Below are 23,664 nucleotides of genomic sequence, written 5' to 3'. Positions count from 1 at the left end.
CGCTTGCGCCGTCAGCGTGCGATTGCCCGCACTTGCTCGCCAGCGCCAAATGCGCGCGCGGCCTCCAGCAGGTCCGGGCCGCGACGCGCCAGCACGCGCTCCATCATGGGATAGAGCACGCCTTCTTCCTTCTCGCTGTGCTGGTGCAGTGTCAGCAGCAAGGCTTCGGCATGCTTGACGAAGGCAGAAGCGCTGAAGGCGGCGACGGCATCGGCCAGGCGCTGCGCCACGGCCCGGATGCGCAAATGCTCTGCGCGCATGGTGGCGGTTAGTGTAACGGCGCGCCCCAGCGCCAGTTCAAAGGCGGGATACAGGATTTGTTCCTCGATCAGCAAATGGCGTTCCAGCGCATGCTGGAAGACAGCCATGTTCTCTTGTGCATCGGGCCAGCAGGCCGCGCCAACGGACTGCTGCGTGCGCCGCAACAGCGCATCGCAGCGCGCATGATCGTGCGTCAGGTAGTTGCCCAGCGTATCCATTCGCATTCTCCGGCCGATTGGCGATGCGCCATTGTCGCCCGCATCTGCTGCCAAAATCCTTAATCCACTTTAAGGAAAATAACCCCGCGTGCCATTTGCCATCCTTTTGCCGTCCTTCTGGCATTCGTATAGTTCTAAAAGACTAGTACGTCTAAGCACTCTGCGAGATGCGATAACCATAGTGCGAATAGGAAATTTCAAACGTGCTCCATACACTCTTCTGGTTATAGCCTCGCACCGCAGCAAGGCCGCCCGCCAATGCACCTCTAGGAGAATACTGATGGACAACAAAAAAGATTCGAACGACAGCACGACCGAAGTTGTAGCCAGCGTTGCAGCCAGCCGCCGCGGCTTTCTGGGCAAGAGCGCCATGGTCGGCCTGGCCGGCGCCGGCGCCGTGCTCGGCCTGGCCGGCTGCAAGGAAGAAACGGTTGCAGGCAAGGCTGCACCGGTACCCGCCAAGGGCGCCGCCGACGGCAGCCACGTCGCCCCGGGTCAGCTCGATACCTATTACGCTTTTATTAGCGCCGGTCACGGCGGCGAAGTGCGGGTACTGGGTCTGCCATCCGGCCGCACGCTCAAGCGCATTCCCGTCTTTAACACCGACTGCATGGTCGGCTGGGGCATCACCAACGAGTCCAAGGCAGTCATGGGCACCAAGCCCGACGGCACGCTGCAGTACACCACCGGCGACACCCACCACGTGCACGGCAGCTACAAGGACGGCACCTACGACAGCCGCTGGTTGTTCGTGAACGACAAGATCCATTCGCGCCTGGCCCGTATCCGCATGGACACGATGGAATGCGACAAGATCACGTCGATTCCGAACGTGATGGGTTTCCACGGTATTTTCCCGGACAAGCGCGACCCGGTCGACGCCGCCATCAATCACACCACGCGCGTATTTTGCGGCGCCGAATTCCACATTCCGCTGCCAAACGACGGACGCGACCTGGACGACCCATCGAAATGGGGCTGCCTGTTCACCTGCGTTGACGCGGCCAGCATGGAAGTGCGCTGGCAGTGCCGCATCGACGGCAACATGGAGTTGCTTGCCACGTCCTATGACGGCAAGCTCGCTGCCGCCACCCAGTACAACACCGAAGGCGCTGCTGACCTGGCCGGCATGATGGCCGCCGAACGCGACGCCTGCGTGTTCTTCAACGTGGCGCGTATCGAAGCGATGATCAAGGCCGGCACCTTTACGACCATCGGCAGCTCCAAGGTGCCCGTGGTTGACGGACGCAAGACCGCCAATGAAGATCCGAAAACGGCACTGACCTGCTACGTCCCGGTCGGCAAAAACCCGCACGGCGTGAACGCCAGCCCTGACGGCAAGTATTTTGTCTGCGCCGGCAAGCTCTCGCCAACGGCGACCGTGATCGAACTGGCCAAGGTACTGCAATGGTTCGACGGCGCGCTCAAGCTGCCGCGCGACAGCGTGGTTGCCGAGCCGGAAATTGGCCTGGGCCCATTGCACACCGCCTTCGACGGCAAGGGCAATGCCTACACCTCGCTGTTTTTGGACAGCCAGGTCGTCAAATGGAATGTGGACATGGCAATTGCCCAGTTCAAGGGCGACAAGACCGTCAAGCCGATCCTCGACCGTGCCGACGTGCACTACCAGCCGGGCCACGGCTACGCTTCGATGGGTGAAACCAAGGATGCGGACGGCAAGTACTTTAACTCTGGCAACAAGTTTTCGAAAGACCGCTTCCTGCCAGTGGGGCCCTTGCACCCGGAAACCGAGCAGATTCTCGACATCAGCGGCGCCAAGATGGTGCTCGTGGCGGACCACACGGCCTACCCGGAGCCGCATGACGGCATTATCGTGCGCCGCGATTTCGTCAAGACCAAGCAAGTGTCGGTGATGACGGACTTCCCGAACGCTGTCACGGCAGAAACCGCCGGCATCGAGCGCAAGGGCAACAAGGTGCATGTGCGCCTGATGTCGCAAGCGCCGGCGTTCAGCATGCCGATCATCAAGGTCAAGGTGGGCGACGAAGTGACGCTGACGCTGACCAACTTTGACAAGGTCGAAGACTTGACCCACGGCTGCGCGATTCCATATCACAACATTAACTTTATCGTCAATCCACAGGAAACCCGTTCGGTCACCTTCAAGACCGAGCATGCCGGCGCCTACTGGATTTACTGCACCCACTTCTGCCACGCATTGCACCTCGAAATGCGCAGCCGTTTGCTGGTGGAAGCGTAAGGCCTATGCGCGTACTGTCGCCCTGGCCATGGTGTATGGCGCTGCTGGCATTGCTGTCGATGCTGGCGGGGGGCGCGGCGCGCGCCACCGTCTACGATGCCGAGCTGTCGCAGCAATTGCTGCACGGCGCAAATTTGTGCGCGCAAGCGCCGTGCCGCGACGTTATGCCGCAGGCAACGAGATTTTCTGAACGCAAGGGCCGGCCGAGCTATGTCGAAGCCTTCGGCGCCGGCCCCGACAAGGCCGAGCACCTCGTCGGCTATGTTTTCCTGTCGACCGATGTGGTCGACATTCCCGCTTATTCCGGCAAACCCATCGTTACCCTGATTGGCATGGACACGGCTGGCCTGATCACCGGCGTGCGCGTGCTCAAGCATTCCGAGCCGATTTTATTGGCCGGCATTCCCGAATCCACACTCCTTAAATTCATTGCGCAATATGTCGGCCAGCGCGGCGACGCCAAGCTGGAAATCGGCCATGGCGACACGGCCAACGGCGCGGTGGGGCTGGACGCCATCAGCGGCGCCACCGTCACCGTGATTGCTGAAAACCAGGTCATTTCACGCAGCGCCTATGAAATCGGGCGTCAGGTCGGCATGTTCAAGAGCGAAGTGCGCCCGCCGGCGCGCTATACGCCGCTGAATGAAAAGCTGAGCTGGGAGCAACTGTTGGCCGAGGGCAGCGTTAGTCACCTGCAAGTGGCGCCCAAAGAAGTCGGGCTCGAGGGCGACGGACCGTACATCGACATGCATTTCGGACACTTGAACGTGCCGTCCGTCGGCATCAGCGTGCTGGGCGAACATGCTTACCGGCGCCTGATGGATGAACTCAAGCCAAACGAACAGGCCATTTTCATCATCGCCAGCGGCGCCGCCTCCTTCAAGGGGTCCGGTTACGTGCGCGGCGGCATCTACGACCGGATCCAGGTGCGCCAGGATCCGCAAAGCTTTACCTTCCGCGATACCGACTACCAGAACCTGTACGGCATTCAAGCCGAGGGCGCGCCCGCGTTCACCGAATCGGCCGTGTTTATCGTCCGTTCCGAGAACTTCAACCCGGCCTGGCCGTGGCAGCTCACTTTCCTGGCCAACAAGGCTGAAGGGCAGAGCGGCGCCAAGACGTTTGTGCACTTTGACAAACAATATTGGCTGCCGTCGCGCTACCTGGTGGGCGGACGTCCCAGGGTCGAGCTGCCGCAGGCAGTGTGGAAGGCGATCTGGGGCGGCAAGAAGGTCGAGATCGGTCTGTTCCTGTTCGTGCTCGCCTTTACTGCCGTCATGTATTCGCAGCGCGACACGCTGGTGCGCATTTCGTCGCGCAAGCACAAGCCGTGGATCAAGCGCCCGCGCCATGTGCTGTGGCTGGTGAGCGTCGTGTTCCTGGGCTTTTACCTGAAGGCGCAGCCGAGCATTACGCAAGTGCTGACCTGGTTCCATGCCGTGCTGCACCAGTGGAAGTGGGAATTGTTCTTGTCCGATCCTTACATTTTCCTGTTCTGGTGGTTCATTATCATCAGCACGCTGGTGTGGGGCAGGGGCGTGTTTTGCGGCTGGCTGTGCCCGTTTGGCTCGCTGCAGCAACTGGCCCTGAGCATCGGCAAGGTCATTGGCTTGAAGAAGTATCAAAAATTGTTGCCCAAGCCCTTGCATGACAAGCTCAGGTACCTAAAGTATGTGATTTTTGCCGTGTTGCTCGGGGTGTCGTTTTATTCGATGGAAACGGCCGAGCATCTGGCCGAGATCGAGCCGTTCAAGACCACCTTTATCGTGGGCGTGTGGAACCGGTCGTGGCCGTTCTGGATCTTTATTGGCGGCATACTGGGTTGGTCATTCTTCAGCGAGCGCCCGTATTGCAAATACCTGTGCCCGTTGGGCGCGGGGTTGGCGCTGCCGGGCAAGTTCCGCCTGTTTGGGCTCAAGCGCAAAGCAGAATGCACGACCTGCCATGCGTGCGCTGCCGGTTGCGGTTCGCACGCGATCGATAGCGCCGGCAATATCGACCAGATGGAATGCATGTTGTGCCTCGATTGCATGATTTTGTATTACGACGACCATGCCTGTCCCCCGCTGGTGGGCGAGCGCAAGCGGCGCGAGAAGGATGGGCAGGCATTGACGGCCATTGATGCGGGCGGGTATTTCATCAAGCTCGAATCGGTCAAGGATGCATTGGCAAACCGGGCAGGAGAGTTGGCTCCGTGATGGGTGGCAAGCGAACCGTCGGAAAAGCGCAGGCCTGGGCGGCCCCCTTTTCCGACGTGCGTCGACGCGACGCGAACATGTCGGAACGCGCTTCGCTTGTCCGACCTACGCTGCTCGCGCTTTCTTTGCTGGCTTTCGGGGCGAGCGCCGCTGAATTGCGGGTGTTGCCCGGACAATCGATCGTGGCCGCCATTGCCCAGGCGGCGCCGGGCGACACGCTGCTCATCGCCGCAGGCACCTATAAGGAACACGTGCTGGTCGATAAACGACTGACCTTGCGCGGCCAAGGCCGGCCCGTCATCAGCGCCCAAGGCACGGGCGACGTGATCCGCGTCACGGCCAGCGATGTCGTCATCGAAGGCCTGGCCATCCGCGACAGCGGCGCCGACCTGGACAAACAAAACGCGGGCGTCTATGTCGTGCCCGGCGCCGACCGCTTTACGCTGCGCGACTGCGTGCTGTCGAACACGCTGTTCGGCCTGTGGCTTGAAAAATCCAACCATTCCAAGGTGACGGGCAACACCATCACCGGCAAGCCGGATTTGCTGTCGGCCGCGCGCGGCAATGGCATCCAGGTCTACAACACGGCCGATGTGGAAGTGATCGGCAACACCATCAGCCACGCGCGCGACGGCATTTACGTCGATATCTCGACCCGCGCACTATTCAGGGGAAATAAAATTCACCATGTGCGGTATGGTACGCACTATATGAATACGAATCACAGTACCTGGGAGGGCAACGAGTCCTACCTGAACCGCGGCGGCCTGGCGCTGATGGAGGTGCGCAACCTTGTGGTGCGCAACAACATCGCCTGGGGCAACGAAGACCACGGCATCATGCTGCGCACCATCCAGGATTCGATCATCGAGCACAATGTCGTGGCCGCCAACGGACGCGGTTTCTTCGTGTATGACGCCGAATACAACGTACTGCGCAACAACGTTGTCATCAACAACCGGGTTGGCGTGCACCTGTCGGCCGGTTCCTCCAACAACCAGGTCGACGGCAATGACTTCATTGGCAACGAGGAAGCGGTCAAGTTCGTCGCCGCGCGCGACGTTGCCTGGGGCCGCAAGCAAGGCAATTACTGGAGCAATTACAGCGGCTGGGACCAGGACGGCGACGGCGCCGGCGACGTGGCCTACGAGGCGAGCGACCTGGTTGACCGCTTGAACTGGCAATATCCGCTCGTCAAGCTGGTCTTGACCAGTCCCGCAGTGCAGACGCTGCGCTTCGTGGCCCGCCAGTTTCCCGTGCTGCGCGCGCCCAGCGTGACCGAAGCACACCCGCGCATGCGGCCGAACAACCCTGAATGGAGACGCTTCAATGACAAGCATCCCCATTGAACTGGACGCGGTGAGCAAGTCCTTCGGCAAGGTCGACGCGGTGCGCAATGTGTCCGTGGCGATCGGCAAGGGCGAAATGTTCGGCCTGATCGGCCACAACGGCGCCGGCAAGAGCACCTTGTTCAAGCTGATGCTCGGCTTGCTGCCGGCCAGCGCGGGCAGCGTGCGCGTGGGCGGCGTGGACACCGCCAGCGCGCAGTTCCGCCAGGTGCGCCGGCGCATCGGCTACCTGCCCGAAACCTTTGTCAGTTACGACAACCTGAGCGGCCTTGAAGTGCTGCGCCTGTTCGCCGACCTGAAAGGGGTGACGCGCAGCGCCTGCGCTGACGTGCTGGAGCTTGTCGGCCTGGCCGGCGACGGCGCGCGCCGCCTGCACACCTATTCCAAAGGCATGCGCCAGCGGCTCGGCTTTGCGCAAGTGCTGCTGGGCGACCCGGACCTGATTTTTCTCGACGAGCCGACCAACGGGCTGGACCCGGAAGGTATCGCCGGTTTTTACGTGCTGCTGCGCGCCGCCCAATCGCGCGGCGCCACCATCGTGATCACTTCCCACATATTGGCGGAAATTCAGGACCGGGTAGACCGCCTGCTGATCCTGGACGCCGGCAAGGTCGCCGCGCTGGGCACGCTGGCCGAGCTGCGCGGGCAACATGTGCTGCCGTCCACGCTCGAACTGCTGCTGCGCCCCGGCCACGCTGCGCTGGCCGCCGGCATGCTGGCGCACATGGAGGGCGTCACCGTGACGCTGGACGCCGACCACCCCGACCATGCCCACATCAGCTGTCCGGCCGCGCTCAAGGCGCCCATCCTGGCCTTGATGGCGCCGGCGCTGCTGGACGTGACGATCCGCGAGCCATCGCTGGAAGACCTGTTCCTAGGCTATGGAGGCCGGCATGCGCGAACGCATTGATTTTCGCCAGGTGCGCGTGATTGCCGCCAAGGAGTTTCGCGACCGGATCCGCAACCGCTGGGTGCTGGCCGTGGCCGTCATTTTTGCGCTGTTCGCGTTGGCAATTGCCTATTTTGGCGCCTCGCAGCAGGGTGAAGTGGGTTTTCACAGCATCGACGTGACGGTAGCCAGCCTGGTCAGCCTGGTGATTTACCTGGTGCCGCTGATTGCGCTGATCCTCGGCTACGATGCCATCGTGGGCGAACGCGAACGCGGCTCGCTCGAACTGATGCTGTCGATGCCGATCACGCGCTTTGAGATTTTGCTGGGCAAATACCTGGGGCTGGCGGCGGCGCTGACCACGGCCACCGTGCTCGGTTTTGGCGCCGGCCTGCTGCCCATGGCCAGCGAGCTGACGGTGCGCGACGGCTTTCATTACGCCGGCTTTGTCGGCAGCGCCATCCTGATGGGCCTGGCCTTCCTGAGTATTTCGATGCTGGTGTCGGTGGTGGCGCTTGACCGGGTGCGCGCCAGCGGCGTGGCAATTGCGCTGTGGTTCTTTTTCGTGCTTATTTTCGACCTGCTGCTGATGGGCGCGTTGGTGATGAGCCAGGGGGGCCTTGGCAGTACGCTGTTTGCCGCGCTGCTGATGTTCAATCCCGCCGACGTGTTCCGGCTGATGAATATCTTCAGTTCCGAGCAGGTGCAAACCATGTACGGCCTGGCGACGGTGATGCCGGAACGGCTGACCGATCCGGCCGTGCTGCTGGCGATCATGGCGGCCTGGATCGTGGTGCCGTTTTTGATCGCTCACTGGAGATTTACATGCCAACCAAAATAGGGTGCCTCCTGTTTGCCTTCGTGCTTGCAGCGTGCAGCGAGGCTACGCTTGCGCCGGTCGCCCAGGAACCGAGCGCCGACGCCGCGTGCGCACTGGACGGCATGGTGCTGCAGGATTTTCCCGGTCCCAAGGCGCAAGTGCACTACACCGAAGGCAAGCCGGACTATTATTGCGACCTGACCGAATTGTTTGCCGTGCTGCTCGCGCCGGAACACAAGCGCAAGGTGGCGGCGGTGTTCGTGCAGGACGCGGGCAAGACCGACTGGGCCAAACCAAGCGGGCACTGGATCGTGGCCAAGGATGCGCTGTTTGTGGTGGGTAGCAGGAAGCAGGGCTCGATGGGGGCGACGTTCGGCGCGTTTGCAAGCGCACAAGAGGCGGCCGCCTTTGTCCAGAGGGAGGGCGGCACGATCGTGCAGTTCGACCATATGAAGGCAGCAATGCTTGACAAGAGTGGCGCGGCCGCCAATGCGCGTCATTGATTTTTTTAACGTTTTTGAGGGTGGATATGATGAAGAAAAGTATATTGGTATCGCTGTTGATGGTCGGCGCGCTTAGCGCCTGCGGCAAGAAGGCGGAGCCGACCGCTGCGCCCGAAGTGCCTGCCGCAGCCGCGGTTGTGGACGCGCCCGCCGCCGCTGCGCCTGCGGCACCGGCAGCATCGGCAGCACCGGTGGTCGTTGCCAGTGCCGCCGACCTGGCCGTTGGCGAAAAGGTGTACACGGCCAACTGCGCGTCGTGCCACGGCGCAGCCGTGCTCGGCGCCCCGAAGCTGGGCGACAAGCCGTCCTGGAGCCCGCGCATCGCCAAGGGCGTGGACACGCTGTATAAAAGCGCCTTGGAAGGCTTGAAGATGATGCCCCCGCGCGGCGGGAATGCGGCGTTGAAGGACGAAGAGATAAAGGCTGCGGTCGATTACATGGTCAGCAAGGCAATGTGATAAGTACCCCGCATCGTCCTCGCGCGCGGGGACGATGCGGAAAATATGACACAAAATAAGCGCCATATCAATGCAAAATGTATCATGAGAATGACCCGGAGCCTGTTTGCCGCGCTGCTGCTGATGCTGCTGATGCTGCTGATGCTGTTTGCGGCGGCCTGCACGCAAGCTGACGCCACGCATCACACCACCGGCCGCGTTTTTGGCACCGTTGTCGACGTCAGCATCTATGGCGGTTCCCCCGAGCGCGCCGCTGAACTGAGCCGCGCCGTGCTGGCCGAATTCGACCGCCTGCACCACAAATTCCACGCCTGGCAGCCCAGCATGCTCACGCGCCTGAACGACGCCATCGCGCGCGGCGAGCCGTTCACCGCCGATGCTGAAATGGTCAGCCTGCTGCAATCGGCCACGGTGCTGGCCGAGCGCTCCGACAATTTGTTCAACCCCGCCATCGGCCACCTGATCCGCCTGTGGGGCTTCCAGAGCAGCACCTTCGAGGGGCGCGACCCGCCCGCCGCGGAAATCGCGCGCTGGGTCGCGGTCAAGCCGCGCCTGGCCGACCTGCGCTACCAGGGCGTTGTAATCACCAGTACCAACCGGGCCGTCATGATCGACCTGGGCGGCTACGCCAAAGGTTACGCGCTCGACCGCGCCGCCCTGATTTTGCGCCGCGGCGGCGTAAAAGCGGCGCTAGTGAACGTGGGCGGCAACCTGATCGCCATCGGCCGGCCCGGCGCGCGGCCGTGGACCGTGGGCGTGCAAGACCCGCGCGGCGACGGCACGCTGGCGCGCGTGGCGCTGCACGACAACGAAGCGATGGGCACCAGCGGCGACTACCAGCGCTATTTTTTTGCCGGCGGCACGCGCCACCCGCACATCATCGACCCGCGCACCGGCAATACGGTCGACCTGGTGGCGTCGGTGACGATCATCACCTCCGGCGGCCAGGATGCCGGGCTGCGCTCGGACGGCAACTCCAAGCCGCTGTTCATCGCCGGCCCGGCCAACTGGGAAGCCATGGCGGCCAAGATGCACCTGACCGAAGTACTGCTGATCGGCGCCGACAAGCGTTTCCTGATGACGCCGGCCATGCAGGCGCGGCTGCAAGCGGGCAGCCGATGAGCCGGCGCTCGCGTATCATGCACAGGCGGCGCCAGGCAATCGCGCCCCGTTTGCGCACAGCACGCAAGGACCGCCGATGAACCTCGATTCGCTCATACCCACCTGGCACCGCCTCTCGACCAGGATCATGGGCGCGCTGGTAGGCTTTTTGTCGCTGGCCCTGGCCGCCATTTCGCTCACGCTGTACCTGTCCTGGCAGCTTGAAGGCAGCGCCGCCGCCATCAACGATGCCGGCAGCTTGCGCATGGATAGCTTCCACCTGTCGCTGACGCTCTCGCAAGGCGCGCTCGCCGACCCGGCCGCCGCGCACCTGATCGCCGACATCGGCGCCACGCTGGCGCAACTTGAACAGGGCGACCCGCAACGCCCGCTGCTGCTGCCGCCGGCCGACGCGATTCGGCGCGACTTCGCGCAGTTGACCGCGCGCTGGCACAACGAGATTCGTCCCGCCGCGCTGGCGCTGCTGGCACTTGACGGCGCGCCGCGTGCGCAGGCGCTGGGCAAGTTCCGCCCCGACACCGAGCGCTTTGTCGCCGAAGCCGACGCGCTGGTCCGGCTCATCGAGCGCGACAGCGAAACGCGCATGTTCTGGCTGCGCGGCTCGCAGCTGGCGCTGCTGGTCATGGCCCTGGCCGGCACGGTCAGCCTGGTGTACCTGATGCTCAGCCTGATCATTGCCCCCGTCACGCGCTTGCATGACGGATTGCGGCGCATGGCGGCCAAGGATTTTGAAGTGCGGCTGGCAGGCGAGGGCCCGGGCGAATTCGGCCAGCTGGCGCGTGGTTTTAACAAGATGGCCGATCGCCTCAAGACGCTGTACGATAATCTTGAAGGCCGGGTGGCGCGCAAGACCGCCGCGCTGGAACACCAGAACCGCGAGCTGGCGCTGCTGTACGACGCCTCGGCCTTTCTGCAGCATCCGCAGGCGCTCGAACCGCTGTGCCAGGGTTTGCTGGAGCGCATGTGCGACTATTTCAATGCCGACGGCGGCTCGGTGCGCGTGCTCGACGCCGGGGGCAACAACTTGCACCTGGTGGTCCACCAGGGCATGTCGCCCCAGCTGGTCGAGCGCGAGCATTGCATCAAGGTCGGCGAATGCCTGTGCGGCGACGCGGTGGCGCGCAAAATCAACGTGATCCACGACTTGCGCAAGCTCGACAAGGAGCACGAGCTCGCATGCCACCGCGAAGGTTTTGCGACCGTGTCGGTGTTCCATATTTGCGCGCAGCGGGTCAACCTGGGTTTTTTCAACCTGCATTTTCGTCAGCCGAAAACGTTTGACGCGCGCGAACAAAGCTTGCTTGAAACGCTGGGCCAGCTGCTAGGCACCGCCGTCGAAAACCTGCGCCTGGTCGCGCGCGAACGCGAACTGGCCGTCTCCGAAGAGCGCAACCTGGTGGCCCAGGGTCTGCACGACAGCATCGCCCAAAGCCTTAATTTTTTGAACTTGCAGGTGCAGATGCTGGACCAGTCGGTCAAGGCGGGCCACATCGGCGACGTGGCCGACATCGTGCCGCTGCTGCGCGCGGGCGTGCAGCAAAGTTACGAAGATGTACGCGAGCTACTGCATAATTTCCGCACGCGCCTGGTCGAAGGCAGCCTGATCGAAACGCTGCAAACCACGGTCGACAAATTCGGTCGCCAGACGGGGCTGGTCGCCGAGCTGGTGGCCGACCCCGACGGCGCGCCGTTCCCCCGCGAGCAGCAGCTGCAATTGCTGTTCATCGTGCAGGAAGCGCTGTCGAACGTGCGCAAGCATGCCGACGCCAGGCGCGTGCTGGTGCGCCTGGAAGAAGGCGACGATTTCACGCTCACGATCACCGACGACGGCGCCGGTTTCGACCCCGCCCAGCTCGACCGGCGGGGCGACGAGCATATCGGCATCCACATCATGCGCGAACGGGCGCACCGCATCGACGCCGCGCTCGCCGTCACGTCGGCCCCGGGCAGCGGCACCAGCATCACGCTCACCTTGCCGCAGGCGCAACGGCGCGCGGCATGAGTCTTTCAGAGGGAACAGAGATGGACAACGGGATGAAAAACGCGCTGAAAAACGCCGACCAAGCGATCCGCGTGCTGCTGGTCGACGACCACTCGCTGTTTCGCAGTGGCATACGTTCACTGCTGCAGCGCCACGCCGAGTTTGCCGTGGTGGGCGAAGCTGCCGACGGGGTGGAGGGCATCAAGCGCTGCAAGCAGCTCAAGCCGGACGTGGTCTTGCTCGACCTGCACATGCCCGGCATGTCGGGCGTGGAAACCTTGCAGCTGATGCAGCAAGATTGCGCGGGCATCGCCATCATCATGCTGACCGTGTCGGAAGAGTCGGAAGACCTGGCGCTGGCCATGCGCGCCGGGGCGCAGGGCTACCTGATCAAAAATATCGAGACCGATTATCTGCTGCGGGCCATCCGCCGCGCCCATGCGGGCGAAGTGGTCGTGGCCGAAGCGCTCACCGGCAAGCTGGTGGCGCAGATGTACGCGACGGCGCCGGTAGCGCCCGTGTCGGACATCGACAAGCTGACGCCGCGCGAAAAGGATATTCTCGATTGCCTGGCGCTAGGGGAGAGCAACAAGTTTATCGCCCGCAAGCTGGACCTGGCGGAAAGCACGGTCAAGATCCATGTCCAGAACGTGCTCAAGAAGCTCAAGCTGTCGAGCCGGGTACAGGCGGCGGTGTTCGCGGTGGAACACCGCATGGCCAGCACCCTGGGAGAGCGCCAGGGTTAGTACATCAAGGCGGGGATTAGTGCCCGCCGCCGCCGCAACCACCGCAGCAGCTCGATGGCGGCTCGGCCACGATAAAGCCGGCCGTGTTGACGGCAGAACGCAGCGCGGCCGGGGTGGCGCGCGTTTCGTCAAAGCCGACCCGGGCCAGCGTGCTGGCCAGCGTGATGTGCACGCGGTCGACGCCAGCGATAGCTTCCAGCGCTTTGGCGACCTGGACCGCGATCGCTTCGGTATTCATGGCGGGGATGATGAGTGAGGCGGTTTGCATATGAACTCCATGGTTTCCTGTGGTAATGCTTCTCAGCGTAAGCAGGATTAAGATTGCCGTCCACCACATTCGATGCGCGCCGGGCGCTATTTTGGAAAAACGTAAGGTACATCAATTTCACCTCATAAACCAGGAAATGCTGTTGCCGTATGGCTGCGTTTGAAGTAGTATTTTGAATGTATCTTTAAACCGATGTCTTATAATCAGAAGGCCGCAGCATGAGCTTGCACATGATCGAAGAACCCGCCACCGGCGCTGTCCATCCCCTCTGGAGCGGCCAGCATGCGCTGTGGGCGCTGGGATTCCGGCCGTTTTACATCCTGGCCGCGTTGCTGGCGGTGTTGTTCATTCCGCTGTGGCTGGCGCACTATCTGGGCTGGGCCGGGGCGTCCACCCACATCACGCTTGGTTGGCACGTGCATGAAATGGTGTTCGGCTTCGCCATCGCCGTCGTGGTCGGCTTCCTGTTGACGGCGGGGCGCGCGTGGACCGGGCTGCAGACGCCCTACGGCGCGCATCTGGCGGGGCTGGCGCTGGTGTGGGTGGCCGCGCGCGTGGCCATGCTGACGGCGCCCGCGTGGCTCGCCGCCGGCATCGACTTGTTGTTCCTGCCAATGGCAGCCTGGTCCATGTACCGCGTGCTGCACCGGGCCGGCAACAAGCGCAATATGTTCCTTATTGTGCTGCTGGGGCTGCTGACGGTGGCCAACGCCGCCTTCCATGGCGCCGGCATGGGCATCCTTCCCATCGGCCAGGTGGCGCCCATCCATGCGGCCATCTTGCTCATCGTGCTGATCGAAGCGGTGATTGGCGGACGCGTGATCCCGATGTTTACCGATAACATGGCGCCCGGCGCCAAGTCGCTGGTCTTGCCGCGCAACGACAAGATCGCCTTGGCGGTCGTGGTCGCCGCCGTGGCAGGCTGGGTGTTCGGCGCGCCGGGGCCGCTGGCGGCCGGGCTTGCATTCCTGGCTTGCTGCGCCACGGCGCTGCGCCTGGCGGGCTGGAAGCCGCAGCGCACGCTGCGCTTTCCCTTGCTGTGGATACTGCACCTGAGCTACGCCTGGATTTGCGCCGGCTTCCTGCTGCTGGCCCTGGCCGCGCTGGGCATCGGCACGGCCAGCACCGCCTTCCATGCGCTCACGGTAGGATCGATGGCAGGCTTGATCATGGGCATGATGACCCGCACCACGCTCGGCCACACGGGCCGCAAGATGGTCGCCGGCAAGGCTGAAACGGCCATGTATGTGCTGATCCAGGCCGGTGCTTTCCTGCGGGTCGGGGCCGGCATGGCGCCGCTTGCGTGGCGCGCCGGCTTGCTCATTGCCGCTGGCGCGTGCTGGAGCATGTCGTTTGCGCTGTTCCTGCTGGTCTATGCCCCTTATCTGTGGCGTGCCCGCGTGGACGGCAAAGAAGGGTAACTTGCCGCAAGGAAGGAAGTAGAATGCTAGCCTGACCGCTGCACTTGCCAGACTACCCATCATTGCCCATGAGACTGACTGCCTACACCGATTATTCGCTGCGTACCCTGATTTTCCTGGCCATGAACCGGGAGCAGCTGGTCACGATCCAGGATATTGCCGACGCCCACGGCATCGCCAAGAACCACCTGACCAAGGTCGTGCATCATCTGGGCACGCTCGGCTACATCGACACCGTGCGCGGGCGCAATGGCGGCTTGCGGCTGGGGCGCGAACCGGCCGACATCAATGTCGGCGAGGTCGTGCGTTATACCGAAACCGATTTCCACATGGCGTCCTGCTTCGACGCCGCTTCGGCCGGCTGCATGTACGCGGCCGCGTGCGCGCTCAAAGGGGTGCTGGGCCAAGCCACGGCAGCCTTCCTGGACGTGCTGGACGCCGTCACGCTGGAACAGATGATCATCAAGGAAGTGCGCAAGGCCAAGGCCAAGGGCGCGCCGCTGCCGGTGCTGGTGCAGTTCCACCCCATGGGCAGGGGCCGCGGCCGCGCGCGCGACAAAACCTAGTTGCAGGCGCGCCGATCAAGGCGCAAAATGGCGGAACCTTGACGGGTGAAGGCTCCCATGAAACTGGAACCGGCCGACCAGGCGCCAAGCCTGCCGCTATCGACCCTCGATCTGTTGCAAGACCAGATTGCCGTGATCGACGCGTCCGGCGTCATCGTCAGTATCAATCACGCCTGGATCGCCTTTGCGCGCGCCAACGGCGCCGATCTTTCCGCCGTGCTTGTTGGCGCCAACTATCTGGACGCGTGCGCGCGCGCCGCCGTCCAGGGAGACGGCTGCGCGTCGGCTGCCGCAGACTTGATACGGGATATTTTGAGCGGCAGGGTCCAACACGCCAGCCTCGAGTATCCGTGTGACTCGCCCACCGAGGAACGCTGGTACCGGCTCAAGCTGACGGGCGTGCACGCGGCCGGGGCGCGGCACGTCGTCGCCGTGCACGAAGAGATTGCCGGGCCGAATATGGCGGACCGCCAGATGCGCCTGCAGCAAAATCTGCTGGCGTCGGTCGAACAGGCTGTCATTGCGACCGACCTGGCCGGCACCATCCTGTTCTGGAATCCTTTTGCCGAGCGGCTGTATGGCTGGCCGGCGGCCGAGGTGTTGGGCCGCAATATCGTCGACGTCACGCCGACCGAGTTGAACCAGACGCAAGCGGTGGACATCATGGCCCGTCTGCAGCAGGGCGAGAGCTGGTCGGGCGACTTCGACGTGCGTCACCGCAGCGGGCGCATACTGCCGGTGCACGTCACCGATTCCCCGCTGCGCAATGAGCGCCAACAACTGATTGGCGTGATTGGCATTTCCACCGACATGACGGAAAAACGCAAGACCGACAAAGCCTTGCGCCTGTCGGACATGGTGTACCAAGCCATCGGCGAAGCGATCATGGTTGTTTGCATGAATGGGCGCATCGAGGCCATCAATCCCGCCTTTACCATGCTTACCGGCTACACCGAAGAGGAAGTAATCGGGCACGACGCCGACCTGCTCAAGGGTGGCGCCGAGCATTTGATTGGCGCCGATGCCGAGCAACTGCTGGGCAGGACCGGGCACTGGGCCGGCTCGCTGCGCATCCGGCTCAAGTCAGCTGAAATCAGCCTGAAATGGCTGCGGATCGATACGATTTACGACCAGCACAAGCGCGACAAGCTGCGCATTTGCATGTTCTCGCATGTCACGGACCAAAAGCGGGCCAATGAAACGATCTGGCGGCAAGCGAACTTCGATATGCTGACCGGTTTGCCGAACCGCAGCATGTTTCGCGACCGGCTTGAGCACGAGATACAAAAAGCGGGACGCGCCGGCCATCGGCTGGCGCTGATGTTCATCGATCTGGACCAGTTCAAGGAAGTCAACGACACGCTCGGCCACGAAATGGGCGACAGCTTGCTCAAGCAGGCGGCCGGCCGCCTGGCCAGCTGCGTGCGCGGCGCCGATACGGTGGCGCGCATCGGGGGCGATGAATTTACCGTGATTTTAGGCGAACTGGAGGACCCTGCCGTGGTCGAACGGGTTGCTTCCACCATCGTGCAGACCATGGCGCTGCCGTTTTACGTCGCGCAAAATACCATTTATGTCTCGGCCAGCGTGGGCATTACGCTGTTTCCGGAAGATGCGCGCGAGGCCGATGGCTTGATCAGGAATGCCGACCAGGCCATGTACGCGGCCAAGAATCATGGCCGCGACCGCTTTCATTATTTTACCCAGCGCATGCAAAACGAAGCGCTGGGCCGGATGCGGATGATCAACGACTTGCGCGGTGCGCTGGCCAACGACCAGTTCGAGCTGCGCTACCAGCCGATCGTGGCGCTGGCCGACGGCGCCATCCACAAGGCGGAGGCGCTGCTGCGCTGGCGCCATCCGGTGCGCGGCATGGTCAGCCCGCTTGAATTCATTACCGTGGCCGAACAGACCGGGATGATCACGGCGATCGGCGAGTGGGTCTACCAGCGCGCCAGCCAGCAGGCGCACATCTGGCGCAAGATTGCTGACCCGCAGTTCAAGGTCAGCGTCAACTTGTCGCCGGTGCAGCTGCGCCAGAACGGTGGGGGAGGCGGCACGCAGTTTGCCAGCCAAAGCGTGGGCAAGGCCAGGCCGCCGTCGGGCGGGGCGGGGGCCATTCTGGAAATCACCGAGGGATTGCTGCTGGAATCGAGCAAGGCCGTCATGGAGCAGTTGCAAGGCTGGCGCGACGCGGGCGGAGAACTTGCCATCGATGATTTCGGCACCGGCTACTCGGCGCTGTCATATCTGAGGAAGTTTCATGTCGACTATCTCAAGATCGACCAGACCTTTGTGCGGGGCTTGAGTGCGCATTCAGACGACCTGACCATGTGCGAAGCCATCATTGCCATGGCCCACAAGCTGGGCATCAGGGTGATTGCCGAAGGCATAGAAAGGCAAGAGCAGCGCGACTTGCTGGCACACGCAGGGTGCGACTTCGGCCAGGGTTTTTTGTTTTCTCACCCGCTCGTGGCGGCCGACATGGGCGCCTTGCTGGGGCATTAGGCGCTGCACGGGCGAGCCGCTCACCGGCGCGAACGGCCTGCATCGCCCGGCAAATTGGTTTTCAGTTCCGCCCGTGTCAATTGCCTTAGCCGCGTTAACACCAGTTTGCCTTCTGGCTCGAACAGCAGCGTGGTCGGGTGAACTTGCACCTCGTCGCTGCGGCTGGGTTGCCCCAGCGCCCCACGTTCAAATCAAATCTTGTTGTCCTCACGTCGTCTGTTCCGTGATCATCATCAATGTCAAAAAAGCAATGCGCCTGATCATCTGTCATCGCAAGCGCGTTGGAAAATACCAAAGATTGGGCGGGCGCAACAATACCCGTTCCGCCTTAAATTTGATGAGCGTGCCTTTGTCAGACAAATATTCACAGGAGAAACAATGCCGAGCCGACTCGATCGTTCGATCGACAAGTATCACCGGGGTCTCAACGTGCTTTGTCATTTACAACCGGGACATGCTTCACCATCCTTGCGGACCATGGTTTCCCGACACCACAAGCTGGTACTCGCGCTGGCCCTTGGCCTTGCCGCATCAGCAAGCGCCCAGGCTGCCGAGACAATGCCAGCCGGCATGAAAGGCTGGAGTTATTTCATCTCGATTAATAAAATCGGCCATGTCCGCACACCGCAAGAAGCGTGCAAGCTCAGTGCGACGAACCACTGGGGTGTCAGGCTTCGCTCGATGAAGCCGGAGGAACTCAACATACCCAGCTATGGCTGTTATTACAAGCTATTGGAAGGTGCCCCAGTCTGGGACTACTCGCATACTTATCTGGACTGCGAAGATGGTTACACCGCCAAGTCGCCCGGCATCTGCGTCAAATGGGCGGAAAGGGCGCGCCCGCCAAGCTGCGCAGCTTCTCAACGCGGGTTTGTCAAGGGAAATCCTGTCGCAGTTAGCAGCGGCGCCAAGATTCAAACCGGAACCGATTTGCAGGGCGCGCCGAACGGGACGCTGCGCATCAGCAGGACCTATCGTTCGCTGCGCGAAGGTGGCATGGGCCAGTCCGCAGGACAAGGCTGGTCCTTTTCATTCGACCGCAGTTTCGCCGTGGTATTTTCGTTACTCCATCCCTCTCAGCCTGTCGGGGTGACCGGAACATTTGGCGACGGCGCCTATTTTGAATTCGGCCGACTGCAATCGGGCCCCTTTGCTTCCAAGACGGACAAACGCGAAACGCTCCGCAGCCTCAACACAACACTTGACGACTGGGAGCTGACCAGGCGCGACGGCAGCATCGAACGGTTCAAGAAGATCGGCGAACGGTACTTGCTGGTCAGCACGCATACCCGGGAAGGCGTTGGCCAGTCCTACACCTACGGGCCGGACAACAGACTGGCCACGATTGCCGACGCCAGCGGCCGCTCGCTGACGGTGACCTGGCGCGGCGACGCAGTGGACACGATCACTGGCGCGACGATGTCCGTGCACTACAACTATGATGTGTACAAAGACGACGACGACAGCGAACTCGCCGGGACCGAGCGACTTGCAACAGTTGAGTTCTACGACGCCCAGGCAGCGCTGCTGAGCACGCGGCGCTACCACTATGAAGACCGCAATTACGCGCACCTGCTGACCGGAATCACGGATGAGAACGGCGTCTGGTTTGCAAGTTACGCCTACAACGACGCCGGGCAGGCGGTGCTGTCCGAGCATGCGGGCGGCGCCGATCGCTACACGTTCGGCTATCCAGAAAAAGCGAAGCGCATCATCACCGACTCGTTGGGAACCACGCGCGAGATCGGTCTGGCCTTTCCGGGAGGCACCGGGGGACTGGTCGCGAGCGAGAGCCAGCCCGGCGGCGCAGGCTGCGGGCCGGGATCGAGCAAGCTGGCCTACGACAATGTTGGCCAGCTGACCAGCAGCATCGATTTCAACGATCAAAAAACCTGCTTCATTACCGATCCCGTACGCGGATTGCTGACAAGCCAGGTATCCGGTCTGACGGCGGCCGCCAGCTGCCCGGCCAGCGCCACCGAAGCCATCGCCGCCACCAGCTGCAGGACAAGCAAGCAATGGCATCCGGACATGGAACTCGAGACCGCCATCGCTAGCCCCAAGCAGATCACAAGGTATGTCTACAACGGCCAGCCAGACGCCAATGGCACCGTAGCCGGCTGCGCGGCTGGTGCGCTGCTCCCCAACGGCAAGCCCATCGTCGTCCTGTGCTCCACAACGGTCCAGGCAACGCGCGATGCAAACGGATCTGGCGGGTTCGCGGCGCAGAGCGACGGCCGCGCCAGGACCTGGCATTACAGCTACAACGCCTCCGGCCAGTTGCTCAAAGCTACCGGGCCGGCGAATGCGCTGGGCCAGGCGGAATCGATCACCAATGTCTACTACGACGACACGACAGCGAGCCATGCCACGGGAGATCTTGCCACCACACAGAATGCCGTGGGCGAAGTAACGCAGTTCCTTGAGTACACCCAGGATGGCCTTGCAAGCAAAATCCTGCGCGCCAATGGCGTGACGGTCAATTTGGTGTATGGGGCCGGGCAGCGACTCGATTCCAGCACCGTTGCAGGAAGCAAGGGCGGTGTCGAGACAACCCGGTATTCCTATGATGCTGCGGGCCAGTTGAAAAGCGTCCTTTCCCCGGACGGTTCGACGGTGACGCTGGCTTACGACAACGCCCACCGCTTGACCAGTCTGCGCGACGGCGCGGGCAACCAGGTTCAACTGACGTTGGACAAGATGGGCAATGTGACCCAGCAGGAGCTGCGCAATTCCTCCGGGGCGCAGGTTATGGTCGGCAACCGCGCCTTTGACGCGCTCAATCGTCTGGCAAGCATCCAGCGTGGCCAGCAGACTGCAGCAACGACGCTGCAATACGACCGTGGAGGAAACCTGCGGGCGCTCACTGATGCGCTGGGCCGCGTCACCACCGCCGAGTTCGACAACCTCGACCGCCTTGCGAAAGCGGCGCTGCCTCCTGCGGCGGCCGGCAAGCCGGTGACGGCGACCAGCTACGGCTACGACCACCAGGACAATCTGGTCAGCGTCACTGACCCTCGCCAACTGACCACGCGTTATACGCTGGATGGCTACGGCCAGCAAAGAGCCGTGAACAGCCCGGACACCAGCGCCGCCACGTACGAGTTCGACGACGTGGGCAATCTTGTGGCCAGCCGTGACGGCCGCGGTGTCACAACCGCCTATAGCTATGATGCGGCGCGGCGGGTGACGAAAGTCGGCACCAGTATTTATGCGTATGGCAAAGGCGCGTCCAGCGCAGCCGGACGAATAACGGCGATGACCGACGACTCAGGCAGAAGCAATTTTGCCTATGACGGGTACGGCCGCCTTGAGGCGCAGGTTCATATTATCGGCAGCGGCACTGCGGCAAAGCAGTTTGCGCTTGGCTACAAATACGGGACCTGCGGCGGCGGCACCGGGCACGTGACGTCGATGACCTACCCAAGCGGCAATCGCATCGACGTCGTCTATGGCGCCGATGGAAAGGCGAGCGAGCTCTCCCTCACAGCACCGAATGCGCAGACCGCGACAGCGATCCTGTCGAACATTGGGTACTCCGCGCTCGGAGCCGTACAGAGCTGGAGCTGGGGGAGCGCAGCGAGCAAGAATATCTACAAGCGGGAGTTCGATGCAGTTGGCCGGCTCAAGACTTATCCCCTGGGCCTGGCCGGCGCCGGCGGCGTTGTGCGAACGTTGAACTACGATGCAGCCGATCGCATCAAATCGATCGTCCACAGCGGCGCGCCGAACGCAATGCGCCTCGATCAAAGCTACACGTATGACGATCTGGACCGTTTGATTCGGGTGGAGGGCGCGAACGTCAGCCAGGGTTTCGACTACGACGCCAACGGCAAGCGCATCAAGGCACGTTTTGGGTCCGGGACCTATATCAATATCGTCGCTCCCACGAGCAACCGGCTCGACAAGACGTCAGGCCCGGCGCCGGCCAAAACGAATACTTACGACAACGCGGGCAATCTGACGAGCGACGGGACCGTGAAATACACCTACGGAACCAATGGCAGGCTCATGGCCGTCGCCGTGGCCGGGGGCACCACAAGCTACCGGTACAACGGCTTTGGCCAGCGGGTTGCGAAATCCGGGGCCGGCGGTGCACTGACCTTCTATGTCTACGACCGAGAGGGCCATCTGGTCGGTGAGTACGACCGAGCCGGAAGCGCAATCCAGGAAACCGTGTATCTGGGTGATTTGCCGGTAGCCGTATTGAAGCCCCGCGACAGCGGGACTCCGGTGCCAGGGGCGCCGCCCACGTCGATGACCGATGTCTTCAGCGTGTACGCCGATCACATTCTGACGCCGCGGGCAATCACGCAGCTTAGCGACAACCGGCTGGTCTGGCGCTGGGACAACGCCGATCCGTTCGGCCTTCAGCAGCCCGACGAGAGCCCGGCCGGCCTGCCGAAGTTCACCTACAATCCGCGCTTTCCAGGACAGGTGTATGACAGAGAGACCAACAGCCACTACAACTACTTCAGGGATTATGATCCGCAGACGGGGCGGTATGTGCAGAGCGATCCAATTGGGTTAGACGGCGGAATCAATACGTACGCTTACGTTGGGAGTCGTCCTCTCACGCACGCCGACCCGTTTGGTCTGGCAGATCTTAACTTTTTCAGTCCAACAGAGCCCAAATTTTGGTCAGGTGCGAATGCTTGGAATGTGCCGGGCTACTATACCGTCGCTGGACATGGAGCTTCTGTGGTCATGTATGGGCCAACCGGAAAGGGTTTGATGTTCCCTAAAGATCTGGCAGCAATTATTAGAGCGGACAAGAACTGGCATGGTCAACCGATCATTTTAGGCTCGTGTGAGACGGGTAGAGACCGCAAAGATGGGGCGCCCGGCTATGCAGAAGACTTAGCTGGTCAACTCGGAACTTGGGTTTTTGCCCCGACTGAAGAGGCGTGGTACAACAATGGCGGCATGCTAGGGTCCGGAAAGATTGGCCCACCGCCGAGCTGGGATGGACAGGGCCCATGGGTCACTAAAGTTCCCGGAATGCGTCACTGAGCTCTATAGCGTCCGCTTTAAATTTAATCTTTCCAGTGGTTGCCCATCGGTTTTAATGCTCCCATTTTTTCGAGTGATGTATGAAAATTGTGCATAGTGGATTTCTAGTGTTATCTATATTATCGGTTGGCTGTCAGCCTGATCGGGCTTCGCCTCCAGTGTTGGAGTCTGCTCCTGCCAGACTAGCCAAACAAGGGCCGAATTTGACATTCACTCAGGAGATGATTTCGCTGGTTGATCAAGCAGATAAAATCCTTGTAACGGAACACTCCTCAATTATCGACGCGCTCGATTCTCAAAGGGGGATTTCGTTGGTGCCTGTCGATATCGTTTATCAAAGTAAAATTCTCAGTGAAGAGCAAACCTCAAAGCTCGTCGCTCTGCTCTGGGAGATGGACCAAGAAGTTGGTGCAAACCGGAGTGTTGATCTGAAGATTCTGAACACGCCAGAGGTGAGTTCAAAATCATGTATATTCGCGCCGCACCACAGCATTACTTTTTTTCTCCAGAAAAACGAACCTAAGAAAATGTCTATTGATTTTGCTTGCGGCAGGGCGGAATGGGCGGGCTCAGCAGCATCTGTTCCTGGGGCCTTTATTTCAAAGTTCTATGGCTTCGCGAAACTCATTGGAATTAATCCACTTCAAAACTGGGAAGACTTAGCCGCGAAACACCTTAAAAGCGACCCGGAAAAGAAAACCTCGCGATAACGAGGGAAGCCGCCACGGAACGGCACGGGGTAGTTATGCCGTTCGATCTATCCTCCTATTGATATCGAGGGGGGGGGGCGCCGCGGGAATGCCGGTATCCGTGGCGTCGCCTTGCGTGCAATCGCCGTCGAACCCAGCTTTTCCTCGCCGCGCAGCGCCGGACCTCGACCAAGTTCATCGACGGCCAGCGCCCGTCATAGGCTCCCCGCGCTGGCGACAACGATGCTTTTAAGCTGGCGCTCGCGCACGCCGGGTGCGACTTCGGCCAGGGTTTTCTGTTCTCACGTCCGCTCTGTTAGCGGCGGTGTAAATCCGCCTAAATCTGGCTTTGGAAGCGCGTGATTTCTCAACCGCAATGGCGCAGCGACCGCTCAGAACGGTTCGTCAGCGTCGGCGGCATCTATGTCCCGGT

General features: G+C 61.9%; 17 protein-coding genes. 15 read left to right on the top strand and 2 right to left on the bottom strand.

Annotated elements, in window-relative coordinates; genetic code table 11:
* Positions 1 to 11: 11 nt before the first annotated feature.
* Positions 12 to 479 (bottom strand): hemerythrin domain-containing protein, encoded by a 468-nt coding sequence (locus ACP7D4_RS21685; protein WP_426211257.1) that lies wholly within the window; start codon positions 477 to 479, stop codon positions 12 to 14.
* A gap of 280 nt (positions 480 to 759) precedes the next feature.
* On the opposite strand from ACP7D4_RS21685, the gene nosZ reads away from it, so the two are divergent.
* From nosZ to ACP7D4_RS21635, 10 genes are all read left to right on the top strand, one after another.
* Positions 760 to 2,700 carry a TAT-dependent nitrous-oxide reductase gene (gene nosZ / locus ACP7D4_RS21680; RefSeq protein ID WP_426211255.1) on the top strand — a complete coding sequence of 647 codons (1,941 nt, stop codon included), beginning with the start codon at positions 760 to 762 and terminating at the stop codon, positions 2,698 to 2,700.
* A gap of 35 nt (positions 2,701 to 2,735) precedes the next feature.
* Positions 2,736 to 4,898 carry a 4Fe-4S binding protein gene (locus tag ACP7D4_RS21675; protein ID WP_426211254.1) on the top strand — a complete coding sequence of 721 codons (2,163 nt, stop codon included), beginning with the start codon at positions 2,736 to 2,738 and terminating at the stop codon, positions 4,896 to 4,898.
* A gap of 77 nt (positions 4,899 to 4,975) precedes the next feature.
* The gene (locus ACP7D4_RS21670; RefSeq protein ID WP_426105149.1) at positions 4,976 to 6,247 is read left to right on the top strand and encodes a nitrous oxide reductase family maturation protein NosD; all 1,272 of its coding nucleotides are present in this window, start codon (positions 4,976 to 4,978) and stop codon (positions 6,245 to 6,247) included.
* Positions 6,228 to 7,157, top strand: coding sequence for an ABC transporter ATP-binding protein (locus ACP7D4_RS21665; RefSeq protein ID WP_426211252.1), 930 nt, complete (start codon positions 6,228 to 6,230; stop codon positions 7,155 to 7,157). The genes ACP7D4_RS21670 and ACP7D4_RS21665 overlap by 20 nt, the downstream gene beginning before the upstream one ends.
* Complete coding sequence (locus ACP7D4_RS21660) at positions 7,141 to 7,977, top strand: ABC transporter permease (protein ID WP_426105145.1); 837 nt, start codon at positions 7,141 to 7,143, stop codon at positions 7,975 to 7,977. Before ACP7D4_RS21665 ends, ACP7D4_RS21660 begins: the two co-directional genes overlap by 17 nt.
* On the top strand, positions 7,962 to 8,459 hold the full coding sequence (locus tag ACP7D4_RS21655; protein WP_426211250.1) for a nitrous oxide reductase accessory protein NosL: 498 nt from the start codon (positions 7,962 to 7,964) through the stop codon (positions 8,457 to 8,459). Before ACP7D4_RS21660 ends, ACP7D4_RS21655 begins: the two co-directional genes overlap by 16 nt.
* Before the next feature lie 29 nt (positions 8,460 to 8,488).
* Positions 8,489 to 8,917 carry a c-type cytochrome gene (locus ACP7D4_RS21650; RefSeq protein WP_426211248.1) on the top strand — a complete coding sequence of 143 codons (429 nt, stop codon included), beginning with the start codon at positions 8,489 to 8,491 and terminating at the stop codon, positions 8,915 to 8,917.
* Positions 8,918 to 9,001: 84 nt separating this feature from the next.
* Positions 9,002 to 10,039 carry an FAD:protein FMN transferase gene (locus ACP7D4_RS21645; RefSeq protein WP_426211247.1) on the top strand — a complete coding sequence of 346 codons (1,038 nt, stop codon included), beginning with the start codon at positions 9,002 to 9,004 and terminating at the stop codon, positions 10,037 to 10,039.
* Between the two features lie 76 nt (positions 10,040 to 10,115).
* Complete coding sequence (locus ACP7D4_RS21640; RefSeq protein ID WP_426211246.1) at positions 10,116 to 12,041, top strand: type IV pili methyl-accepting chemotaxis transducer N-terminal domain-containing protein; 1,926 nt, start codon at positions 10,116 to 10,118, stop codon at positions 12,039 to 12,041.
* A 20-nt stretch (positions 12,042 to 12,061) separates the two neighbouring features.
* Positions 12,062 to 12,766, top strand: a complete 705-nt coding sequence (locus tag ACP7D4_RS21635; RefSeq protein ID WP_426211244.1) for a response regulator — start codon at positions 12,062 to 12,064, stop codon at positions 12,764 to 12,766.
* 16 nt (positions 12,767 to 12,782) lie between these two features.
* Here the strand turns inward: ACP7D4_RS21635 and ACP7D4_RS21630 are convergent, their stop codons facing one another.
* Positions 12,783 to 13,034 (bottom strand): heavy-metal-associated domain-containing protein, encoded by a 252-nt coding sequence (locus tag ACP7D4_RS21630; RefSeq protein WP_426105133.1) that lies wholly within the window; start codon positions 13,032 to 13,034, stop codon positions 12,783 to 12,785.
* 218 nt (positions 13,035 to 13,252) lie between these two features.
* Between ACP7D4_RS21630 and ACP7D4_RS21625 the strand changes: the two genes are divergently transcribed.
* The 5 genes from ACP7D4_RS21625 to ACP7D4_RS21605 all read left to right on the top strand — a co-directional run bounded on the left by ACP7D4_RS21625 (position 13,253) and on the right by ACP7D4_RS21605 (position 23,252).
* Entirely contained in the window at positions 13,253 to 14,455 is a 1,203-nt protein-coding gene (locus ACP7D4_RS21625; RefSeq protein ID WP_426211242.1) for an NnrS family protein, read from the top strand.
* A gap of 68 nt (positions 14,456 to 14,523) precedes the next feature.
* Positions 14,524 to 15,021: an RrF2 family transcriptional regulator gene (locus ACP7D4_RS21620; protein WP_426211241.1), complete on the top strand. Its 498-nt coding sequence runs from the start codon at positions 14,524 to 14,526 to the stop codon at positions 15,019 to 15,021.
* 57 nt (positions 15,022 to 15,078) lie between these two features.
* Positions 15,079 to 17,529 (top strand): putative bifunctional diguanylate cyclase/phosphodiesterase, encoded by a 2,451-nt coding sequence (locus ACP7D4_RS21615; protein ID WP_426105127.1) that lies wholly within the window; start codon positions 15,079 to 15,081, stop codon positions 17,527 to 17,529.
* Positions 17,530 to 17,907: 378 nt separating this feature from the next.
* Positions 17,908 to 22,542 (top strand): RHS repeat-associated core domain-containing protein, encoded by a 4,635-nt coding sequence (locus ACP7D4_RS21610; RefSeq protein ID WP_426211239.1) that lies wholly within the window; start codon positions 17,908 to 17,910, stop codon positions 22,540 to 22,542.
* A gap of 80 nt (positions 22,543 to 22,622) precedes the next feature.
* Entirely contained in the window at positions 22,623 to 23,252 is a 630-nt protein-coding gene (locus ACP7D4_RS21605) for a hypothetical protein (RefSeq protein WP_426105124.1), read from the top strand.
* The last annotated feature ends 412 nt before the right edge of the window (positions 23,253 to 23,664 follow it).

Source organism: Massilia sp. TWP1-3-3, assembly GCF_049897805.1.
In the GTDB taxonomy this organism is placed as follows: domain Bacteria; phylum Pseudomonadota; class Gammaproteobacteria; order Burkholderiales; family Burkholderiaceae_D; genus Telluria_A.
Note: the sequence above shows the minus strand (reverse complement) of the source record. Positions and strands in the feature narration are given on the sequence as shown.